At 65.3% G+C, this 19,927-nt stretch carries 19 protein-coding genes and 1 pseudogene; 8 read left to right on the top strand and 12 right to left on the bottom strand.

Translation table 11 applies throughout. From position 1 onward, the window contains the following. Positions 1 to 5 precede the first annotated feature (5 nt). On the top strand, positions 6 to 1,607 hold the full coding sequence (locus ASC78_RS01815; protein ID WP_055795557.1) for an N-acyl-D-amino-acid deacylase family protein: 1,602 nt from the start codon (positions 6 to 8) through the stop codon (positions 1,605 to 1,607). 616 nt (positions 1,608 to 2,223) lie between these two features. Here ASC78_RS01815 and ASC78_RS01810 read toward each other — a convergent pair. The 8 genes from ASC78_RS01810 to ASC78_RS01775 all read right to left on the bottom strand — a co-directional run bounded on the left by ASC78_RS01810 (position 2,224) and on the right by ASC78_RS01775 (position 10,166). Then, positions 2,224 to 4,404 (bottom strand): xanthine dehydrogenase family protein molybdopterin-binding subunit, encoded by a 2,181-nt coding sequence (locus ASC78_RS01810; RefSeq protein WP_055795554.1) that lies wholly within the window; start codon positions 4,402 to 4,404, stop codon positions 2,224 to 2,226. Further along, complete coding sequence (locus ASC78_RS01805) at positions 4,401 to 5,411, bottom strand: FAD binding domain-containing protein (protein WP_055795552.1); 1,011 nt, start codon at positions 5,409 to 5,411, stop codon at positions 4,401 to 4,403. Before ASC78_RS01805 ends, ASC78_RS01810 begins: the two co-directional genes overlap by 4 nt. Beyond that, the gene (locus ASC78_RS01800; RefSeq protein WP_235504951.1) at positions 5,408 to 6,100 is read right to left on the bottom strand and encodes a 2Fe-2S iron-sulfur cluster-binding protein; all 693 of its coding nucleotides are present in this window, start codon (positions 6,098 to 6,100) and stop codon (positions 5,408 to 5,410) included. Before ASC78_RS01800 ends, ASC78_RS01805 begins: the two co-directional genes overlap by 4 nt. Before the next feature lie 153 nt (positions 6,101 to 6,253). Continuing rightward, complete coding sequence (locus ASC78_RS01795; RefSeq protein WP_055795950.1) at positions 6,254 to 7,138, bottom strand: helix-turn-helix domain-containing protein; 885 nt, start codon at positions 7,136 to 7,138, stop codon at positions 6,254 to 6,256. A 74-nt stretch (positions 7,139 to 7,212) separates the two neighbouring features. After that, positions 7,213 to 7,944: a carboxymuconolactone decarboxylase family protein gene (locus tag ASC78_RS01790; protein ID WP_055795550.1), complete on the bottom strand. Its 732-nt coding sequence runs from the start codon at positions 7,942 to 7,944 to the stop codon at positions 7,213 to 7,215. Next, positions 7,941 to 8,930 (bottom strand): Bug family tripartite tricarboxylate transporter substrate binding protein, encoded by a 990-nt coding sequence (locus ASC78_RS01785; RefSeq protein ID WP_055795549.1) that lies wholly within the window; start codon positions 8,928 to 8,930, stop codon positions 7,941 to 7,943. The genes ASC78_RS01790 and ASC78_RS01785 overlap by 4 nt, the downstream gene beginning before the upstream one ends. Positions 8,931 to 8,936: 6 nt before the next feature. Then, a complete protein-coding gene (locus ASC78_RS01780; RefSeq protein ID WP_055795546.1) occupies positions 8,937 to 9,527 on the bottom strand; it encodes a cupin domain-containing protein in 591 nt (196 codons plus the stop codon). 18 nt (positions 9,528 to 9,545) lie between these two features. Continuing rightward, positions 9,546 to 10,166 carry an NIPSNAP family protein gene (locus ASC78_RS01775; RefSeq protein WP_055795545.1) on the bottom strand — a complete coding sequence of 207 codons (621 nt, stop codon included), beginning with the start codon at positions 10,164 to 10,166 and terminating at the stop codon, positions 9,546 to 9,548. Between the two features lie 102 nt (positions 10,167 to 10,268). Here ASC78_RS01775 and ASC78_RS01770 point away from each other — a divergent pair, with 102 nt between their 5' ends. The 4 genes from ASC78_RS01770 to ASC78_RS01755 all read left to right on the top strand — a co-directional run bounded on the left by ASC78_RS01770 (position 10,269) and on the right by ASC78_RS01755 (position 13,056). Further along, positions 10,269 to 11,192 (top strand): LysR family transcriptional regulator, encoded by a 924-nt coding sequence (locus tag ASC78_RS01770; RefSeq protein ID WP_055795543.1) that lies wholly within the window; start codon positions 10,269 to 10,271, stop codon positions 11,190 to 11,192. A 203-nt stretch (positions 11,193 to 11,395) separates the two neighbouring features. Then, a complete protein-coding gene (locus tag ASC78_RS01765) occupies positions 11,396 to 12,139 on the top strand; it encodes a hypothetical protein (protein ID WP_055795541.1) in 744 nt (247 codons plus the stop codon). Between the two features lie 21 nt (positions 12,140 to 12,160). Then, a complete protein-coding gene (locus ASC78_RS01760; RefSeq protein ID WP_055795539.1) occupies positions 12,161 to 12,400 on the top strand; it encodes a hypothetical protein in 240 nt (79 codons plus the stop codon). 263 nt (positions 12,401 to 12,663) lie between these two features. Further along, entirely contained in the window at positions 12,664 to 13,056 is a 393-nt protein-coding gene (locus tag ASC78_RS01755; RefSeq protein ID WP_157634345.1) for a DUF6985 domain-containing protein, read from the top strand. 273 nt (positions 13,057 to 13,329) lie between these two features. Here ASC78_RS01755 and ASC78_RS01750 read toward each other — a convergent pair whose 3' ends face one another. Further along, on the bottom strand, positions 13,330 to 14,703 hold the full coding sequence (locus ASC78_RS01750) for an MFS transporter (RefSeq protein ID WP_055795534.1): 1,374 nt from the start codon (positions 14,701 to 14,703) through the stop codon (positions 13,330 to 13,332). 215 nt (positions 14,704 to 14,918) lie between these two features. Between ASC78_RS01750 and ASC78_RS01745 the strand changes: the two genes are divergently transcribed. The 3 genes from ASC78_RS01745 to ASC78_RS01735 all read left to right on the top strand — a co-directional run bounded on the left by ASC78_RS01745 (position 14,919) and on the right by ASC78_RS01735 (position 17,532). Further along, positions 14,919 to 15,836, top strand: a complete 918-nt coding sequence (locus ASC78_RS01745; RefSeq protein ID WP_055795532.1) for a LysR family transcriptional regulator — start codon at positions 14,919 to 14,921, stop codon at positions 15,834 to 15,836. Positions 15,837 to 15,929: 93 nt separating this feature from the next. After that, entirely contained in the window at positions 15,930 to 16,193 is a 264-nt protein-coding gene (locus ASC78_RS27610; protein ID WP_055795530.1) for an XRE family transcriptional regulator, read from the top strand. Position 16,194: 1 nt separating this feature from the next. Further along, positions 16,195 to 17,532, top strand: a complete 1,338-nt coding sequence (locus ASC78_RS01735; RefSeq protein ID WP_055795528.1) for a type II toxin-antitoxin system HipA family toxin — start codon at positions 16,195 to 16,197, stop codon at positions 17,530 to 17,532. A gap of 339 nt (positions 17,533 to 17,871) precedes the next feature. Here the strand turns inward: ASC78_RS01735 and ASC78_RS26750 are convergent. From ASC78_RS26750 to ASC78_RS01725, 3 genes and pseudogenes are all read right to left on the bottom strand, one after another. Beyond that, a pseudogene (locus tag ASC78_RS26750) lies at positions 17,872 to 17,982 on the bottom strand (XRE family transcriptional regulator); the annotation flags it as partial. Between the two features lie 34 nt (positions 17,983 to 18,016). Continuing rightward, the gene (locus ASC78_RS01730; protein ID WP_055795526.1) at positions 18,017 to 18,979 is read right to left on the bottom strand and encodes an alpha/beta hydrolase family protein; all 963 of its coding nucleotides are present in this window, start codon (positions 18,977 to 18,979) and stop codon (positions 18,017 to 18,019) included. Beyond that, positions 18,976 to 19,836, bottom strand: a complete 861-nt coding sequence (locus tag ASC78_RS01725; RefSeq protein WP_055795524.1) for an AraC family transcriptional regulator — start codon at positions 19,834 to 19,836, stop codon at positions 18,976 to 18,978. Before ASC78_RS01725 ends, ASC78_RS01730 begins: the two co-directional genes overlap by 4 nt. Positions 19,837 to 19,927 lie beyond the last annotated feature (91 nt).

Genomic DNA, 19,927 nt, shown 5'->3' with positions numbered 1-19,927 from the left:
CCAGCATGATGATCGATTACCTACTCGTCGGCGGCCAGGTTGTCGCGAGCGAGGGCCAAGCGGAGCCCTTCGTGGGCACGGTGGCCATCGCAGGCGAACGGATCGTGTGGGTGCAGCAAGGCATCGTCGACGCACCGGCGCGTCAGAGGATCGACTGCTCTGGCTTGATCGTTGCACCTGGGTTCATCGATATTCATACCCACTCGGATGCTGCGTTTCTCAAGGATTCCGGTGGCCAAAGTCAGATCACGCAGGGAGTCACGACCGAGATCGCCGGCAATTGCGGTCATAGCTGTGCACCTTGCGCCGACCCTATTTTGCTGAGGAAGCACCTTCTCGCGGTGCAGGATTCGACAGAGATCACCTGGAGGACGTTCGCCGAATACCTCGACGTGCTCCAAGCCACGCGTCCCGTATTGAACGTCGCTTCATACGTGGGCCACGGTACGGTTCGCCTTGCTGTCAAGGGAACAGCTAGTTCCGCAGCCGGTGCGGACGAACTCTCAGCGATGGGGAAGTATCTGCGCCAAGCTCTTGACGACGGCGCGATTGGTATCTCCACTGGACTGGAGTACGCGCCAGGCATGCATGCGACCGCCGTGGAACTCTTGGAGGCAGGTGCGATTGCGGCGGAGTTCGACGTGGTGTACGCCAGTCACGTCCGCAACCGCGACTGGTTGATCGAAATGGGAGTGGGTGAAGCGCTCGGCATCGCTCGCACGACCCGGTCCAAACTCCAGCTGTCTCACATAGCTCCGAAGTACGGCGCGCCGCAGGGCGCGGCGGATCGTCTGCTGGAGATGGTGCGCTGGGCGCGCGACGATGGCGCCGATGTGGGCTTCGATGTCATTCCCGATGAATGGGGGCCCACGAAAGTCATTGCATCTCTCCCGACTTGGGCACTTGAGCTGCCAAGCGACGAACTGCGGTCCCTACTGCGACCCGGACCTTCCCGTGCGCGCTTGCAGGAGAACGCATTTCCCAACTGGAAGTTGCTTGCCGACCACCGGTGGGACTTGCTGGTTCTCTACCATTGCGGAGCGAACCCGTCTTACATGGGAAAAACCATTCAGCAGATTGCCGCCGAGCGGCAATCCACGCCTTGGGATTGCATCTGCGACCTCCTCCTGGAAGAAGGCGCCGAGATGTCTCGCTTGATGTGGTGCGGACGGGTATCGAGCCAAGCTGACATTGATACGTTGATCCGGCAGCCCGACTGCATGGTGATTTCCGATGGCGTGTCCGTCAGTGAAGTGGGCGCTTTGAAAGACCTGCGCTTCTCGCCGATCGCTTTCTCGTGGGCAGCGTCGTTCCTTCAGAAGTACGTGAGAGATCAGCGCGTCCTGGATATTGTCGAGGCGGTAGGGCGACTGACCTGGACTCCCGCACGGCGTTTCCGGCTGGAGCAGCGGGGAGAACTCCGGGCGGGATACTACGCGGACCTCGCAGTCTTCGATCTCGATCGAATCCAATGTCACTCCACGTTGGAAAACCCGAACGTCAAGTCGACGGGTGTGGCTCACGTTTTTGTCAACGGAACTGCCGTGATGCGCGACGCTTCGCTAACCGAGGCACGACCGGGCAAGGTCCTGCGGCGCGGAGCCTAAGCAGCGCACACACCATGGTCATCATCGCAAGAGCGTTGCGCTTCATTCTGCGGATGGGGCGTTTCGCCCCGCTGGCAAGAGGCTGTCGAAGGGGAGCGGCCGCAGGCGGTTCGGACTATCGCTTCTATCTGCTGCACTGAGCCAACGCAGCCGGTATACGGGTAGCGGCCGAGCGGACGCTCAGCTGGAGTGAATCCTATCGATTGGGCCACCGAGGCCATCAGTGAATCGCGCAGACCAGGGCAGATACATGGCCCCTTCAAAGCCATAGCAGACCTTCGCCTCGCACCTACCGATCCGTCGCAGTGCCCGCTCGACGGCACTGGAAGGCGATGGCGACATCTCACCCGTGCCGCTTTCGCCAAGCTCAGGCGGGAGGCCGTCGATCTGCGCAACGTTGAAAACCCAGAACGGCCTGGCCACCAGAAAGTCGCTGTCGCGCAACCTCTGCGCCGTCCGGCCCTCCTCTCTTGCCCAAGGGGAACAGACTGGTGGATCAGAAGACAGGTAAGTCGTTGATCACACAGTGCTGCAAAAAAGCGGGCAAAAAACAATGTCTTGGGCTGGCCCTCTAGACCAAACTCCGAGGCGGACAGAGATCGGGGAAACCAACAGCTCAGCCCGTGGCTCCCGCAAGCACCTTATCCGGCGTCAGCGGCAGCGAGCGCACCCGCCGCCCCGTCGCGTTGTAGACCGCATTCGCCACCGCGGCGGCGACGCTGATCACACCGATCTCGCCGATGCCCTTGGCGCCCATCGGGTTCACGCGCGGATCGGTCTCCGGCACGAACACGACATCGATGTCGCCGATGTCCAGGCTCACCGGCACGTGGTAGTCGGCCAGCGTGCGGGTGATGAAGCTGCCGTCCCGCGTCTCGAGCACCGACTCTTCCATCAGCGCGTTGCCCAGCCCCCAGACGATGCCGCCCACGATCTGCGAGCGCGCGGTCTTCGGGTTGAGGATGCGGCCGGCAGCGATCGCCGCCGTGAAGCGGGGGATCTTCACGATGCCCAGGTCCTCGTCGACCCAAACCTCGCAGAAATTCGCGCCGAAGGTGTAGTGCGAATGCGTGGCCTTGGCAGGGTCCGGGCCGGGCATGTCGACGCTGGCCGAATGGGCGTTCACGCCGGCGGCCTGCATCAGCTCGGCCACCGTGGGTCGGCGCACGAACCTCAGGGTCGAGCGCGCCTGCAATTCGTCCATCGCCTGGCGGCACGCCGCCTGCGCGGCCGCAGTGAAGGTGGCCGCCCCCCACGACCCACCCGAGCCGGGCGTGCGCGGCAGGGCCGAGTCGCCCAGCCGCACCTCCACGCGGTCCAGCGGCAGCCCCAGCGCGTCCGCCGCCGCCTGCGCCACGATGGTGTAGCTGCCGGTGCCGATGTCGGTGGCGGCCATTTCCACCAGTGCACGCACGTCCACGCGGCTGCGGCGGGTGATGCTCACCCTGGCCGATGCGCCGCGGAATGGCGCGCCGCGCGACGATGCCGCCACCCCATGGCCGATCAGCCAGTGCCCGCGTTTCGTGGCGCGCGGCTCGGCCTTGCGCTGATGCCATCCGAATCGCTCCGCGCCCAGGCGCAGGGCCTCGGCCAGTGAGCGCGACGAGAACGGCAGGCCGGTATCGGCGTCCATCGGTGTGTCGTTGCGCAGCCGCAGCGCGATCGGATCGAGCTTCATCGCCGCCGCGAGTTCGTCGATCGCCGATTCGAGCGCGAAACTCGCCGGCGCCTCGCCCGGAGCGCGCGTCCACTTGGGCGTCTGCACGTTCAGCCGGAACACGCGGTGCGTGACGCGCGAGTTCGGCGTGGCATACATCATCCGGGCCATCACACCCGTCTGCTCGACGAACTCCTCGGTCATCGAGGTGTGGGTCATCGTCTCGTGGACCACGGCCCGCAGGCGGCCGTCGGCGTCCGCGCCCAGCCTGATCTGCTGCCGGTTGTGCTGGCGCAAGCCGACGTTCATGAACATCTGCTGGCGCGTCAGCATGAGCTTCACCGGCCGGCGCACGATGCGCGCCGCCAGGATGGCGAGCACCGCGTTGTCGCGCGTCTGTATCTTGCTGCCGAAGCCGCCGCCGACGAAAGGCGAATGCACACGCACGTTCTCGCGCGGGATCTCGAAGGTGGCTGCGATCGTCGGCACGGCTTCCATCACCATCTGCAGCGAATGGTGCACGGTCACGTGGTCGCCGTCCCAGACGGCGATGGTCGAGTGCGACTCCATCGGGTGGTGGTGCTCGATGGGCGTGTCGTACACCGCATCCACGCGCATCGCCGACGCCGCTAGGCCGGCATCCGCGTTGCCGTGCGCCGAGTCGGTCTTGATCCCCGCATTCACGACGGGCGGCGCATACGCGTTCTCGATATGGTCGTCGAAGACGACGGCCGGCTGCCGCGCGTCGTAGCTCACCGCCACCAGCCTTGCCGCGTGGCGGGCCTGCTCGATCGTCTCGGCCACCACGATGCCGATGAACTGCCCGTGGTGGTGAATCTGGCTGTCCTGCAGCACCGGGACCGCGCGGGTCAGCCGGTTCTGCGGCGTCTGCCTCTCTTGCGCCGGCATACGCGGCGCATTCCGGTGGGTGATGACGGCCAGCACGCCGGGCAGGCGTTCGGCCGCACGGGTGTCGATGTCGCGGATGGTGCCGGCCGCGATGCTGCTGTTCAGCGCCACCGCATGCACCAGCCCGTCGAAAGGGAACTCCGCGGCATATCGCGCCTGGCCCGTCACCTTGAGGCGGCCGTCGACGCGCGAGACGGCCTGGCCGACGACAGGTTGCGCATTGGGCCTCATGCGCGGCGCTCCGTCGCGTGGTCGAGGGTCAGCTGCGAGATCGCGCGCACCAGCAGGCGCTGGGCGAGCTCGACCTTGAACCCGTTGTGCGCGCGCGGCCTGGCTTCTGCAAGCCCGGCCTCGGCGGCGGCCCGCAGCGTGGCTGCGCCGGGGCGGGCACCCTTGAGCATCGCCTCCGCCTCCCGCACCCGCCAGGGCTTGTGCGCCACGCCGCCCAGGCACAGGCGCGCCTCGCGGATCCGGTCGCCGTCCATGTCCACCGCGGCAGCGACCGACACCAAGGCAAAGGCGTAGCTCGCGCGCTCGCGGACCTTCAGGTAGACGGAGCGCGAGGCGAAGCGCGCCGCATCGGCGGGCAGGTCGATCGCGGTGATCAGTTCGCCGGGCGCGAGGTTCGCGTCGTGCTGCGGCTCGTTGCCGGGCAGCCGGTGGAAATCGGCAATGGGAATGGCGCGGCGGCCGTCCGGGCCTCGCACCTGCACCGTGGCCTCCAGCGCGTGCAGGGCCTGCGCCATGTCGCCCGGGTAGGTGGCGATGCACTGCTCGCTCGCCCCCAGCACCGCGTGGTGGCGATTGAAGCCCTGCAGCGCGCCGCAGCCCGAGCCCGGCAGGCGCTTGTTGCAGGGCTGGTTCACATCGTAGAAATAGGGACAACGCGTGCGCTGGCGCAGGTTGCCGCCGTTGGTGGCGACGTTGCGCAACTGACCCGACGCGCCGGCGAGGATGGCCTGGCTCAGCAGCGGGTAGCGTTGCCGCACCGCGGCGTGGTTGGCGGTGTCGCTGTTGCGGGCGAGCGCCCCCAGGCGCAGCCCCCGGGCCGTGGTTTCGATGCGCGAGAGCGGCAGGCGGTTCAGGTCGACCAGCCGGCCGGGCGTGGCCACGCCCTCCTTCATGAGATCGACGAGATTGGTGCCGCCGGCGATGAACATCGTCGAGCGGGGTTCGCGGCTGGCCGCCTCGATGGCTGCGCTTTCGTCGGCCGGGCGAAGGTACGCGAAGGGCTTCATGCGCGAGCCCTCCGGCGGCCCGTGGGCAGGGCCACCGACCTGACCGCGGACACGATGCCCTGATACGCGCCGCATCGGCAGATGTTGCCGGACATCCTCTCGCGAATCTCGGCATCGGTCAGCTCCACCTGCCCGCTCGCCCGCACGTCCGGTGTCACGAAACTCGCCGCGCCCCTGGCGGCTTCGTCCAGCATGCCCACGGCCGAGCAGATCTGCCCCGGGGTGCAGTACCCGCACTGGAAGCCGTCGTTCTCGATGAAGGCGGCCTGCACCGGATGCAGCGCATCGCCGCGCGCCAGGCCCTCGATGGTGGTGAGCGCCGCGCCGTCATGCAGCACGGCAAGCGCGAGACAGGAATTGATCCGACGCCCTTCCACCAGCACGGTGCACGCACCGCATTGCCCGTGGTCGCAGCCTTTCTTGGTGCCGGTCAGTGCGAGGTTCTCGCGCAGCAGGTCCAGCAGCGTCGTGCGGGTGTCCACGTTCAACCGGTGCTCGCGGCCGTTGATGCGCAATGCGATCTCGGCAAAGGCGGCTGCACCGTCTTCGCGTCCGGCTTGCGCCCGCGCCGGGTTGGACCACATCGGCATCAGCGCTGCCGCACCACCGGTCACGCCGGTGTCGGCCAGGAATTCGCGGCGCGTGACGGTCGCATTGCGCGTCAGGGCATCGTCGTCGGATGGAGTCATCGTGTGTCTGTCACCTTGAGAGGGTTGATTCGCCGGTCCCGGGATCGGCGGCATCGGGCATCGAGCCCTTTCGCCAACGGAAGCCGGTTTCTTCTTGCGATGAAAGTATGCGAAGACGCGTGGCGTGCCGTCTTTCAGAAACCGGGAGGCTTGTCAGGATCGCGGAATGAAATTCGCGCGAAAGGCCAGCGGCGTGATCCCGCGTTGCCGCCGGAACGTGGACGTCAGGTGGCTCTGGCTGGCAAAGCCGAGCTGGATGGCAATGCCGCCGATGGGCTCGCGAGTTTCGGCCAGCAGGGCTTCGGCCTGCCGCACGCGCTCCTCCAGAACGAACGCATAGGGAGACATGCCGGTCGTCGCCTTGAAACGCCGCGCGAAACTGTCCGGGGCGAGGCCGGCGACGGCGGCCATGTCTTTGATCGAGAGATCCGTCCCCACATGGGCACGCACATAGTCGCGCACCCTTTCGCTGGCCGGGCGAGAAAGCGCGGCGTGCCGCGCCGGCGGGAGCGGCGATGCGGCCCGGCCGCCGACGGCTGCCAGCCGATCCAGGACGAGCGCGGTCAGATGCTCCACATAGCCCACCGACGGGCCCCAGCCGGCCAGCAGTTCGTCGCGCAGGCTGGCGATCAGGACACGCAGGACCTCGTCGCGCGCGTTGGTGATGCCGATGCCGTCCGGCAAGGCCGAGCTTCCGAAACTTGGGTCGATCCACAGCGCCGTATAGGACAGGCGGGCATCCAGATAGACGTTGCGCCGCTCGGTCCCTGCCGGCACGAAGGTCAGCGCGCCCGCGTAGTCGGCGCCGTCGTAGACGACCTTGCCGTTCGCGCGCATCAGGGTTCGCGCCGTGCGTCCGCTGTCCGTGAGTACGAGCAGGTGCTGGGGCGCTGTCCACACGACGTCCGTCTCCGCGGACTGCCAGTGGCGATGGTCCAGGCGCACTCTTCCGTCGAGCCAGGACATATCGAGCGCCGACCTCGTCGACGCAACGCGCTCGACGATCTCACCGCTCCCGACGAGGGGCCTGATGGACATGCGTTCCTCCTGTCGCTGCATGTGCGTCCGTCCCCGCACTTCGAACCGATTTTCTGATGCTCCAGCTTGGCTCGTCAGACAGACCCGGGCCGCAAAGGCGCCACGACCAGGTCGCGCAGCACCGTGGCGGCGTTGTTCGCCGCCGGGAGCCCCGCGAACAGCTGCACGTAGAGCAGGATTTCGGGCAGCAGCGTCTTCTCCACGCCCTGCCCGAGTGCCACGCGCGCATGAAAGCCCAGTTGGCCGGGCGCTGTGCCCATGGCCGCCAGCACGCTCACCGTGGCGATCTCGCGTGCCCGCACGTCCAGGGACGGCCGGTCGAACGTGCAGCCGAACATTCCCATCGCGTAGCGGTAGTGGTCGGGCGACAGCTCATCGTAGAACGCAAGCTGCTGGTGCGCCCGGGGGCCGTCGAGCCGCGCGTACTGCGCCATTCCCGATGTGAAGCGTTCTGCCAACGGCTTGCCGGCGTGCGTATCGGCCGACGTGCCCACATCGTGCGCATGCCCCAACGCTTCCAGTGTCGATGCGAGCATGCGCATCGCGTCGTGGGCACGGGCGATGCCCACGTACGACGCCAGGTGGATGATCAGGTCTTCGGACTGGACGCCGGTGAGCGCGTTCGCCAGTGCATCGACCAAGGCCTCGCGCAAGAGCGAGCCGGTGTGGCCGACGCCCAGCAGCGCGGAGATGCGCATGAGCGCCTTGTCGGCATCGCTCACGCCGGTGCGCGCGAAGATGTCGCGCGCGCCCAGCCCCCGGTAGATCGCGTCCAACGCACCGAGACCGGCCTCGCGCGTCTTCATTGCAGCTCCACGTTGTTGCTGCGGGCGACCGAGGTCCAGCGCGCGCGATCGGCCTTGACCCGGGCGGCGAAGTCGGCCGGCGACATGGGATCGTCGGCCCGGATGAGCTGCGCTGCCATGCGGGCCTTAAACGCTTCGGATCGCAGCTGGCGGTTGACTTCCTCGTTGACCCGCTGCACCACGTTCTGCGGCGTGCCGGCCGGGGCGAAGACGCCAGTCCACACCGTGACCTCGAACCCCTGGAGATCGGCGCCACCGGCCTCCATGATGGTCGGGACGTCCGGCAGGAAGGGCGTGCGAACCGGGGCCGACACCGCAAGCGGCTTCACGCGCCCGGCCTTCAGCACCACGTGGGAAGAAGCCACGCTGTCGAACATGATGTCCACCCGGCCGCCTATCAGGTCCGCGTGCGCGGCGCTGGCGCCCTTGTAGGGAACATGTGTCAACCTGAGCCCCAGCGAACGGGACAACAGTTCCATTCCGAGATGCGTGAACGTTCCCTGTCCGACAGAGGCGAAGCTCACTGTCGACGCGTTGGCGCGCAGGTAGCCGACAAGCTCGGCAAAGCTGGTCACCGGCAGGTCCTTGCGCGCGATCAACACCATCGGGATCGAGCCCACGACGGCCACGGGCGCGAAATCCCGCTCGGCATCGAATCCGGGGGTTTTGTAGAGCGCCGGGTTGATGACCAGCGGCGAACCGGTGGTGACCAGCAGCGTATGGCCGTCATTGGCGGCGCGTGCGACCGCCTGCAGCGCCAGATTGCCTCCGGCGCCGGGCCGGTTGTCGACCACCACGGCCTGCCCCAGGGCCTGGCGCAGCGGCTCTTGCAGGGCGCGCGCTACCAGGTCCGCGGTATTGCCCGGTGGAAAAGGAATGACGAGCGTGATGGGCTTCGTGGGCCAGCCCTGCGCGCCCGCGAACAGGGGCAGTGCGAGGAGCGTGCTGGCGACGAGGCCATTGGTGAAGCGACGGCGTGGGTTCATGATAGGCTATCGAAGGAAGCTGAAGCCGATGGTTTCCAGCTTGTCCGCAACGTCTTGGCCGAACCGCTGTTTGAACGCGGCGGATTCGCCGGGCGCGAAAGCGATGTCGTTGTAGTCCGCCTCGCTCTTGCCGCTGATGAACACCAGCAGGTATGCCGTCTGGTCGGTCGTGTTCGTGAAGTCGCGGCAGACACCCGGCGGAATGCGGACCATGTCGAAGGGCTCGAGCGCAAGCTCGTTCTCTCCCTCGTCGCCCCATCGCACGCGGAACCTCCCGCTCAAGCAGAAGAAGTGCTCCACGGTGAAGAAGTGGGCGTGCAGCATCGGCTTGTCGCCCGGAGGGCACTCGGCAATGATCACCGACAGGTTGTCGCCCGTCACGATGGCGGGTGTCGCGGACATCGGGCCGGCGGCCGTCGAAGGCGCCATCACGGTGTACAGGGTCTTGGCCGTCACGGTCTCGTAGGCCTCGGCGGGGATGCCCTGGTCCGTCTTGTAGTAGCTCGACTGGGGCTTGAGGTCCCGGAAGAGGGCGAGGTTCTTGAGCATCTCGGCGTGAGATACCTGGATGGTCCGAAGTTGCTTGATGTCGGTCATGGCGATGGATGGGCGGGGTTACTGAACCGGGGAAATTCCGATGGGCAGCAGGACGGTCGATTCAATCTCCTGCAGCAGCAGCTTGTGCGTATGCAGCCACTCGCGCTGCGGTGCGGTTGTCGTGGCGTCGGCCAGGCGCTCGCCGAAGCCTGGGTAGGCGACGATCTCGACGATCTCGTTGGGTTGCGGCGTCTCGCTGATCCACACACCCAAGAGCCTGGCCTGTGCATTGCGTGGCCGGGCCATGACCGCCGCGCACAAGGCGGCGAACTTGCCGGCCGGACAGCGGTAGATCCGGCGTTCGTAGAAGACGTTGCCCACGCCGACATCCGCGAGCGGCATCTGCGGCAGCATGAAGCGAACCTCCTGGCGCTGCATCGTCGGCCATGCCCCGGCCAGGAAATCGTCGCACCAGGTTTGGTTCTGCGACAGCTCGCGGCGCAGCGCTTGCCGCTGGTCGATGGACTCGTACTCCCAGATGTGATGGACCTGGTTCAGCACGCCGAACTCGCTGGTCCAGAACGCCGCGAGCCGGCCGTAGCGGTCCTGCCGCGTAGGCTGGACCCTGGTTTCGGCCAGCGCCAGATACAGGTGCAGTTCGCCGGGTGTGATGGTGTAGGTGCGGTACTCGTGAATCATGTGTGAAGCCTCTTTCGAGCCGAAGAGTAGGAAATTACGAGGCCGAACACAAACGCATAATATTCATCCCTCCCATTCCCAAATTAGATCGCTCGATCGACCATGGACCTTCGCCAGCTTCGCTACTTCCTTCACGTGGCGCACACACGAAGCCTCACCGCTGCGAGTTCCAAGGCCTGGATCACGCAGTCCGCACTGAGCCGGCAGATCAAGCTGCTCGAAGAGCACCTGGGCGTCGAGCTGTTCGAGCGACAGGCGCGCGGGGTCCGGTTGACGGAGGCCGGCATCGTCCTTGTCGGCCGTGCCTCCGCGCTGCTGCATGCGGCCGATGAGCTCAAAGGCGCCGTCGGCGCGGCGGCGAACGAGGCCACCGGGCCGCTGCGCATCGGCGCGCCGCCATCGCTGCGCCCCATGCTCATCGCGCCGGCCGCAGCCCAATACCACCGCAGCTTTCCCAAGGTGCACCTGTCGCTGCACGAAGGCACCTCGAAGGCGATGCGCGACGCGCTCGGCGCCGGTGAAATCGACATCGCCGTGGTGTCCAGCCTGGAGGCCCTGGAGCCGTTCGAGGTGCTTCCGCTGGCATCCGAGGCGTTGTGCTGGGTGGGCCCGCCGGAAGCCAGGCTCGACCCCCGCCGTCCGGTGAACATTCGCCGGGTCGGGACGCAGCCGCTGATCCTGACCGGCTATCCAAACAGCCTCCGACTCATTGTCGACCGTGCCCTTTCCGCCAGCGGGCTCGACGTCAGCCCCGTCATGGAGGCCGACATGGTCGCGATGATGCTGGATCTGATCCGCCGCGGGGTGGGCTACACAGTGCTGCCATATTCCGCAGTGAACGATCAGCTGCTGAGCCGTTACATCACGGCGACGCCGATCCGCGGCCTGCGGATCGAATGGGTGATCGCCAGATCGCGTGAGCGCCCACGGACGCCGGCGATTCTCCAGGCAGTCGAAACCCTTCTTGGCATGACTGCGGAAAAGATCGCATCCTCCGAATGGCAGACGGCGGTTCGGGCACCCTGATCGTGCGGCAGGCGGTTCCGGTGTGCCGAGGATCTCTCTATTGTTCGCGCTTGGCGTGAGTCATACAACCTGTGCGCTGTTGAAGATCGCTTCGTGGTCTTCACCTCGACCGACCACATGTCCTGAACCTGTGGAAGGCTTGGGCACACGACGCCACCCTGCCGGAGCTCGTTGGGCAGTGCTTTGGACAGCTCGAAGAGTGGGTGAACCTGCTGACACCGTATTCCGACCCGCATCCCGACTTCAGCTTCTGGGATGCCGCCACGCTCACCTTTACCATCCACCATAAAAGACCTGACCCTGTGCGACTTCTCCCGGGTCTGTGTTTCACTGGAGAGTTCCTCAAGTCGCACAACCTGACAGCCATGCGGTCCATGTACAAGATGTCTTTCCAATCGTTGTGTCGCAGAACACTGTTTGCCATGGTGCCAATGCTTGCTTCCACAGTCCTCCTTGCAGCGCCAGTCGATCGCCCCGCATCGGGCACCGACGTGGACGAGACCCGCACGGTCGCCCAGCGTCCCACGCCACCTCGGGATTGTCTTTCGATCACGTTGAGCGGCGTCACCGTGCTTCTCGATCGGCAGGAGCTGGCCAGGAAAGCCGCCGTCCAGTCCTCCCCGTGGACGACGGAGGCAGAACGGCTTGCATTCATCGAAAGTCAGCGGGCATCCGCACTGCTGTCGGCCGCGACCGCCGGCAAGGGCGAGAACGGCTGTACGCAAGTCAACGGGGCCTTGGATGGCGAGGCGAGCGCCGTGGTTTTGGCCGCCCTGGAGAGCGGCACCTCCGCGGTCTTGGTGAACGACTCGAGGCACCCGATCGCCGCAGTGGCCATCCGCTACCTGGGCACACGTTGCGGCCCACTGTGCGGGCGAGGGCACATCATGGTGTACGTGCCGGGGCAAAGCAGGCCATTCCTGGTGCAGGACTGGTGGGTTTCTTAGGGGGAAGATCTCGTGCGTGTGATGGCCTTGTTGATCGGAGCCGGCGCTCTGGGGTGTTTCGGTATTGCAATCTGGCTGCTGATCGTCACTGCAAAGTTCTACTTTGGTGCCGAGTACGCGCCGTCTTCCGCGGGAATGCCGGGCTACACGGCCGCAGGTGTGGAGGCCGATGGGGGCGGAATCTTCGTTCCCTGCATTCTTCTTGTGGTTGTCGGCGCTTTCCTTAGCAAGTTTGCGTTCAACCTCTGGCGCAGGCCGTAAGTGTTGAAGCGAACTTCTGTCGCAGTGACAACGGCTTTCGCGCCAGCAGCTATCCTGACTCCCAACCCTTCCAACGAGCGGGCACACGCAACAGCGCATCCATGAATCCATCCAGCAAGAAAGAGCTACGGCATCCCGTCCTGGGACACTTCAACTGCGTCTATGCCTACGACGTGGATCCCATGTGGCTTCCGAGATTTGGACTCACCGTAACGCCCGAGCCTATAGGGGAAATATGGGAGCTATCGGAAAGGCAACCATTCATGGGCTCTGCCAACGCCCTCACTGTTTGCATCAACTCGGCCGATTGGGCCGAAGTGTTGGCCGGCAGATGCAAGGAGGGCGAGTTCACGCAATTGCAGATCGATGCATACCACGCCTATCTGCAGGAGATTGCGACGATTGAATCGCATGTCGCCCAGGCGGTTCTCGGGCACTACCATGAGTGCATCGAGTGCATCGATTACGGCCACGACGACTTCAAGCCTGTTGCATTGGTCGCCCCACTGCTCCTTCAATGCAATCACTGGGAACTTGCGCTGCCTTGGAGAGACGTAGGACCGAGACAACTCCAATTCAGATGCCAATGCCCGTGGGAAAGCGAACACGGATTTTCGTGCGAGTTCGAGAACGAGCAACTCATTCGGGTCGAATAGGATTCCGCGCTATGTCCCAACCTGTACTGACCTTGGAGTTCGCCACGTCGGACTGCGCGGCGCATCTTCGGTGTGGATTTCCGCTCATGCGTGATCCGCACTTCCGCTGCCGCTTGACCCATCCATATCGCAGAGCGCACGCCGCCTGTCTGGTGCATCGATGTGCAGAAGCCGGGCAGCGCTCGATGGTAGCGAGGTCGTGGGATCGTGAGGTGGGAAGGCCGCTCGCCGCTCGGGAACTCATCGAATGCCTCAGGCGCACCTGGCCTGCCGCTATCGATCACGCAGCCCCGCCCTTGCAGGGCTCCTGAGCAAGCTCACCACACTCCCGGCCAACGCGGCCAGGGCCGCGATCGTCAGGCCCCAGTGCACGGCACGGTGCGCCGACAGCAGTCCGAACATCAAGCTCATCAACAGGCTGCCGAGGGTCAACCCCGTGAGTCGGGCGGTGCCTTGTGCGCCACCGGCCGCGCCGCTGCGTTCCTTGGGTGCCGAGAGCAGCATGTTCTGGTTGTTCGGCGTCTGAAAGAAGCCGAAGCCCAGGCCGGCGAGGCTCGTGAACACAACGATCGGTAAAGCCGTTTTGCCGTGCAGCGGCCACAGGGCACACAGGGCCACACCGCTCGCGAAGCACGCACTTCCGGCCGCGCACAGCCACGCGCTCGGCACGCGCTGGGCCAGGCGTGCCGACAGCGGCGCAGCCAGCATCACCGCCAGAGGCCAGGGGGTCAGCAAGAGGCCGGCGGTCACCGCGCTCTGGCCGAGCTCGTGCTGGAGGTAGAACGGCAGCGCCACAAGGCTGGCCATCTGGCCGGTGAAGCAGCACACGGAGGCAACGATCGAGACCCGAAAGGGATGCACGCGCAGCAGGTCGAGCGGGATCAACGGCGCCGCTTTTGGCATCTCGCGCCGTACCAGCAAGACCATGCAAACGGCCGACAACGCGAGCAACGCGCCGCCGTGCAACGGATGCACCGCAAGCCGGTCACTCCCCAGCACGAAAGAGGCGAACATGACCGCGTTGAGCGCGATGCTCCAGACGTCGATGCGGTGCACCGAGCGCGGCGGGCTCGGCAACCCCGCGCAGGCGGCGAGCACGAGGAGGCCGATCGGTAGATTCACCGCAAAGAGCCACGGCCAACTTGCCGCAGAGAGTATGAAAGCGCCAAGGGTGGGGCCCGACGCTGAAGCGGCCGCGACGGCGAGCGCGTTCCAGGCGATCGAGCGCGCCAGCAATCGACGCGGATAAGTGAAGCGCAACAACGCCAGTCCAAGGGGCATCACGGCCGCACTGCCCAGGCCCTGAAGGCACCTCGCGGTCACGAGCCATGGCAGCGACGGGGCCAACGCGCACAACACCGACGCCGCGGTGAACAGCGCGACGCCGCCAGCGAAGACCCGTCGATACCCGAACCTCTCCCCGACAGCAGAAGCCGGCAACAGGAACATGACCACGGCCAATTGGTAGGCGGTGATGATCCAGACGGCATCGGCGGGTGTCGCCTGCAATTGCTGGGCAATGGCTGGCAGCGCGATGTTGGCGATGGCGCCGTCGAGCACCACCAGCACGCCTGCACCCAGGATCGCGGCGACGGCTGCGTAGCGCCGCGGTAGAGGCAGACCATCGGCGTCATGCACTGCACTCACGTCTTCACCTCTTGGGTTTCGACGGTGCGGGCAATGGTGAAAGAAGAGTTCGGTCGAAGCGTAAATGACAACATGATTGGACGACTGAAAGAGGCACGCTCTATCGCGCCAAGCCAGCTTAGGACTGCGCGCATGGCTTGCACAGCGCGCGGCGCGCAGCTTGTCCCTGCATGCGGCGCCTGCCGAAATCCTCGCGGCCGTGCTAGGTTTCGGGCATGCCGACAGATGCCGACCTGAACCTGCTGTTTGCGTTGAACGCACTTCTTTCCGAGGGCAGCGTCGCGAAAGCTGCCGAGCGCCTGGGCCTGAGCGAGTCGGCGATGAGCCGGGCGCTCGCGCGGTTGCGGGAATCAACCGGGGACCAGCTCCTCGTGCGCGCCGGTCGCGCCATGGTGCTCACGCCGCATGCGCTGGCACTGCGCGACCGCGTCAGGGAGCTGGTGCAGGAGTCGTGCGCGGTGCTTCAGCCCGCCGGCACGAGCATGGACCCCCGCACGCTCCAGCATTTGTTCACCATACGGGCCAACGACGGCTTCATCGAGGCCTTCGCGCATCAGCTGGTGGCGCGCGCCGCGCGCGAAGCGCCCGGCGTTCGCCTGCGCTTCGCGCCCAAGCCCGACAAGGACGTTCGCCCCCTGCGCGAGGGATTGCTCGATCTGGATGTCGGCGTTCTCGGCGAGTCGGGTCCGGAGGTACGCGTTCAGGCGCTCTATCGCGACCGATTCATCGCGGTAGTGCGTCAGGGCCATCCCCTGCTCGCCGATCCCGAGATCACTGCCGAGCGCTACGCTGCCTGCGACCACGTGGTCACTTCACGCCATGGCCGGACTGTGGGACCGGTGGACGACGCGCTCGCAGCGATGGGCCTGGTGCGCAATACCGCAGTCGTGGTGCCCAGCTTCAGCACCGCCTTGTCGATAGCGGCCGCGACTGAGTTAATTGCATTGATACCGTCCTCGTACTTTGAACACCTGAGGGCGCGGGGCACGCTGCGCTCGTTCCCGCTGCCGATGCCGACGGAGCAGATCACCGTGTCGCAGATGTGGCATCCGCGTCTTGATCGAGATCCTGCGCATCGGTGGCTGCGCGGGGTGGTGCTGGAGGTTTGCCGGCCGCCGAGTAGCTGCATTTAAGCTATTCTCCGTTTAGCTGAATTTCAGATATTTGACGTTTAGCTGCATTAGAGATAAACTGGAAATATCACAAGTTCGGCTAACCCATAACCCATGGACGCGCTTCCCGCCCAACCTCTGGTATCTGGTGATCAGCTAGGACAGCTGCTGCGCAGCACGCGCAAACGACTGAAGCTGAACCAGGCGGCCATCGGCTCCAAATTGAACCTCAGCCAGAACCGAGTTTCCTACCTCGAACTTCATCCTGACGAGTTGAGCTTCAAGCAACTCCTGACCTGGTGCTCGGCGCTCGGCCTCGACCTGAAGTTGGGGGCGCGCGGCGCGCCAGCGGACAGGCCACGCACGACGGAGTGGTGAGATGGGCCGTCGGTCACACAGTCAGACCCTTGGCCTCTGGTCCAACGGTGAACGCGTCGGCCGCTGGACAATCCCCGCGCGCGGCGACGTGGAGCTTCACTACGACGACGCCTGGGTTCGCTCGGACGTCGGTCGCCCGCTGTCCCTGTCCCTGCCCTTCAACCCGCACAACGAGCCCATCAAGGGCACCGCCGTCGAGCACTACTTTGACAACCTGTTGCCCGACAGCAATGCCATTCGCAAGCGCGTGGCGGCGCGCTTCAAGACGGGCTCGGTAGACGCCTTCGACCTTCTACGCGCCATCGGGCGCGACTGCGTGGGCGCCATTCAGCTCCTCGATGAGGCCGAGACACCAACGGCCGTCGATCAGGTGCAAGCGGTGCGCGTCGACGACGAGTCCATCGAGCGGCACCTGCTGGGCGTCGTCAACCCCGACAAGTTCGACGCATCGGGCGACCCAAACGACGACTTCCGCATTTCGCTGGCCGGCGCGCAGGAAAAGGACGCCTATTTATGGTGGAACGGCGCCTGGCACAAGCCTCGGGGCACCACGCCTACCACACACATTTTCAAGCTCCCCCTGGGCCTGATCGGCGGACTCCAGGCCGACTTCTCCACCTCCGTGGACAACGAGTGGCTCTGCCTGAAGCTGCTGCGCGCGTACGGGCTACCCACTGCAGACGCGACCATCACCTCGTTCGGAAAACAGCGCGTCCTTGTGGTCGAACGCTTCGACAGGCGCACCTCGAACGGCCGCATCCTGCGACTGCCCCAAGAAGACTTCTGCCAAGCCACGGGCACCTCGCCCCTGGTGAAGTACGAGAACGAAGGAGGGCCTGGCCTGCGCAAGCTCTTTTCGCTGCTGCAACAATCCGCGACCGCTCCGGATGACATGCGCACGTTGATGGCCTCACAGGTCCTGTTCTGGCTGCTGCGCGCACCGGATGGACACGCGAAGAACTTCAGCATCCATCTGCTGGCCGGCGGCGGCTTCCAATTGACGAAGATGTATGACGTGATGTCGACCTACCCCATCCTCGGCAAGGGCCCCAACCAGTGGGCGCCACGCGATGTGAAGATGGCCATGGCGCTTCTCGGCAAGAACAAGCACTACACCATGGCCACCATCCAGCGCCGGCATTTCAACAGCACCGCCCAGCAGGTGGGCTATGCCCGCGACGCCGAAGCCATCATCCAGCAGTTGATTGAGCGCACGCCCAGCGCGATCCGCGAAGTGCAGGCGCAATTGCCCAAGAACTTCTCGCCATGGGTGGCCGAGCGTGTGCTGGAGGGGCTGCAGGCCGCGGTGGATACGCTCGAGAGCATGCCTTCAAACTGACCCCCTTGCAGGCGAGAACAACGCCCGGCGCCCCCATACAGAAGCAGGCGCACCGGGCAGGGCCCAGGCTCCGATACCACGTGCGACCTCGTTCCTCGTCGCCGCACTTCTCCTCGCGAATTCGAACTGCCCGGACTTGGCGAGAAGCTCTCCCAATCACTCAAGTCCGCCATCATTGTGAGAAAGGTCGGCCGGATTGCCTCCGCGCGAGCCGAGAGCGTGCGGCCAATCCAGAGGGCCCGCGTGTCCCCGGCCGCGAACGCTCCAGGCGACGAACGAGAGCCCTGAGAGCACGTCAACATGGCTGCGCCATCGGCTCTCCAGTTGCTTGGGTCCGGCTCATTCGCGCAGCGTGAACACCACCGACAGGTACGACACCGGCCCAGTCTGAATCGCCTCGATCCCATGCAGCGCGGTCGCTTCGAACAGCAGCGAGTCCCCTGCCCCCACCGCTCTTCGAAGCGGGCGCCTATTGGTATACGAGCTATTGAAGCGTGCGGCGAAAGAAGCCCACCACGTCGCTGTTGAACGCGCTGTGGAAGGCCACGCGGTCAAATCCGGCTTTGTCGGCACAGATCTCAGGCGCAGCCCGGGTCAGCGCAGGCGTGCATGGCGCAAGAAAGGCGAAGTGTGCGGCGTTGGCCGCTACATGCCAGTCGGGAGGCTTGGGCAAATCGCGGCGAACTGCTTCCACGCTCTGCGGCGTGACCCCGTCGCCTCCATGCTGAGAAGCCCACAGTTGAATCGGCACCGCCACACCTTTCAGCCCCTCGGCATTGAAGAAGCTCAGCGGATCGACGATCACGGCCGCCTTGATGCGCGGGTCTGGCACGGGCGGAGGGGGTTGCTCATCGCCACGGATCTTCCGGCAAAGCGGTCTGAACGAGAGCGGCGGGCAAAGATCATCGCGCAGCTTGAAATTCGGCACAGCGCCGGCCGCAACCAGGCCCGTGTAGCCTCCTCGCGAGAAACCGAAAATCCCTACTCGATCCGGATTCAGCTTCGGACCTCCAGCCCAGGCCCCGAGCATGTAGTCGGCCAACCGCTTCATGTCCGCAGGGCGTGAGGTGAATATCAACAGATCGTCCCGGCGGCTCCGATCCTGGAAGTTGTCGCCTGCGTGGCTGATCGACGCGACGACGAAGCCGGCGTCCGCGAGAGCGCTCGCGGTGTCGTGATGCCCGAGAAGCGAGCCACCTTGACCATGCGACACGATGATGAGAGGGAGCCTTGTTCCTTCGATCGGGCAATCCTTCACTCCATCAATCGCCAATTGGTCGAGTGCGATGCGGCCAGCTGGGGCCTTGCAAGGCGTCCAAACCGCACCACGCAACGCCGGACCATCATTGCCGGCGGGCACCTCGATGAAACCGAAACCGGCGGCATGCGCCAGGGTTGTCGCCAGGCACAGCGTGGCGGCGAGAGAAAAAAGACGGGTCGGGCTCATTGGGCGCTCGCGGAACGAATGGGGATCAACAGGTCGGTGCGCAGGTCCGCTTGGGTGGCGGTGCGCGGAGAGTTCATGTAGTGCTCCAACGTCGGCCGATCGTCCGGTTCATAGCCACTACCCGGCAGCCACCGGCTGTAGAGCGCATTGATCGCCGCGCTGATACGGGCGTAAGGGCCGGCAAGGCAGTGCAGCGCGTAACGGCCGGCCGGGATGTCCAGCATTTCGATCTCTGCGTCAACGACAGGCCAAGGCTCGGGCGACGAGGCCGCAGCGTAGTACCTGAAGCCCTCAGCGTCCTCGGAATCGCCATAAGACGCCCCGAGCGATTCCGACACGGCGTTGGTGGCGCAATGAAGGTGCAGCCGCCTTTGCGTGTGAGGAATGGTGGCAAGTGGCCCGCGATGCCGCAGCGCATACACACGCTGCGCGGGGCGATCGACTATCCGCACGGTTGGTGCTGCCTGGGGGTCAGATTCGTGCCGCGCCTCATCGGCGTTCAATTCCAGCCGGTGCATCTGCCCCTTGAACTCGCTTGGGGACTGGCCGGTGAATTGGCCGAAGGCACGCGTGAACGCCTGCGGGCTCTCATAGCCTACGGCCAGAGCTACCTGAGTGATGCTCTGGACGCTGTTCTCCAACATACGTGTCGCAAGCGCCAAGCGCACGCGACGCACTGTCGCAGCAACGGTCTCGCCGGCGACGCTGCTGTAGACGCGGTGGAAGTGGTACGGGGAGAAATGCGCCATGCGCGCCAGATCTTCAAGGCGATGCTCCGCCATCGGGTCAGCAACGATCACGGCAACGATGCGCGCGACACGGACCCTGTAGTTCTGCTCAGCTCGATCAGTTCTCATCACTGCCAAGTGTGCCGCTGCCGCGGGCGGTCTGCTTAGCCGATCTTGCGACTCTCAGGCCCAGACTGGCCGCGAAAGTCCGTTCGTTGCC

Source organism: Variovorax sp. Root318D1 (assembly GCF_001424835.1).
Taxonomy (GTDB): domain Bacteria; phylum Pseudomonadota; class Gammaproteobacteria; order Burkholderiales; family Burkholderiaceae_C; genus Variovorax.
The sequence above is the reverse complement of the archived record's forward strand: the minus strand, read 5'-3'. Positions and strand labels throughout refer to the sequence as shown.

Excerpts from the sequence above, each read along its gene's own strand:
- ASC78_RS01810 (WP_055795554.1), bottom strand. The coding sequence starts at position 4,404 with ATGAGGCCCAATGCGCAACCTGTCGTCGGCCAGGCCGTCTCGCGCGTC.
- ASC78_RS01815 (WP_055795557.1), top strand. The coding sequence starts at position 6 with ATGATGATCGATTACCTACTCGTCGGCGGCCAGGTTGTCGCGAGCGAG.
- ASC78_RS01730 (WP_055795526.1), bottom strand. The coding sequence starts at position 18,979 with ATGAGCCCGACCCGTCTTTTTTCTCTCGCCGCCACGCTGTGCCTGGCG.
- ASC78_RS01795 (WP_055795950.1), bottom strand. The coding sequence starts at position 7,138 with ATGTCCATCAGGCCCCTCGTCGGGAGCGGTGAGATCGTCGAGCGCGTT.
- ASC78_RS01745 (WP_055795532.1), top strand. The coding sequence starts at position 14,919 with ATGCCGACAGATGCCGACCTGAACCTGCTGTTTGCGTTGAACGCACTT.
- ASC78_RS01760 (WP_055795539.1), top strand. The coding sequence starts at position 12,161 with ATGGCCTTGTTGATCGGAGCCGGCGCTCTGGGGTGTTTCGGTATTGCA.
- ASC78_RS01780 (WP_055795546.1), bottom strand. The coding sequence starts at position 9,527 with ATGACCGACATCAAGCAACTTCGGACCATCCAGGTATCTCACGCCGAG.
- ASC78_RS01785 (WP_055795549.1), bottom strand. The coding sequence starts at position 8,930 with ATGAACCCACGCCGTCGCTTCACCAATGGCCTCGTCGCCAGCACGCTC.
- ASC78_RS01775 (WP_055795545.1), bottom strand. The coding sequence starts at position 10,166 with ATGATTCACGAGTACCGCACCTACACCATCACACCCGGCGAACTGCAC.
- ASC78_RS01800 (WP_235504951.1), bottom strand. The coding sequence starts at position 6,100 with ATGACTCCATCCGACGACGATGCCCTGACGCGCAATGCGACCGTCACG.
- ASC78_RS01790 (WP_055795550.1), bottom strand. The coding sequence starts at position 7,944 with ATGAAGACGCGCGAGGCCGGTCTCGGTGCGTTGGACGCGATCTACCGG.
- ASC78_RS01755 (WP_157634345.1), top strand. The coding sequence starts at position 12,664 with ATGGGCTCTGCCAACGCCCTCACTGTTTGCATCAACTCGGCCGATTGG.
- ASC78_RS27610 (WP_055795530.1), top strand. The coding sequence starts at position 15,930 with ATGGACGCGCTTCCCGCCCAACCTCTGGTATCTGGTGATCAGCTAGGA.
- ASC78_RS01770 (WP_055795543.1), top strand. The coding sequence starts at position 10,269 with ATGGACCTTCGCCAGCTTCGCTACTTCCTTCACGTGGCGCACACACGA.
- ASC78_RS01725 (WP_055795524.1), bottom strand. The coding sequence starts at position 19,836 with ATGAGAACTGATCGAGCTGAGCAGAACTACAGGGTCCGTGTCGCGCGC.
- ASC78_RS01735 (WP_055795528.1), top strand. The coding sequence starts at position 16,195 with ATGGGCCGTCGGTCACACAGTCAGACCCTTGGCCTCTGGTCCAACGGT.
- ASC78_RS01805 (WP_055795552.1), bottom strand. The coding sequence starts at position 5,411 with ATGAAGCCCTTCGCGTACCTTCGCCCGGCCGACGAAAGCGCAGCCATC.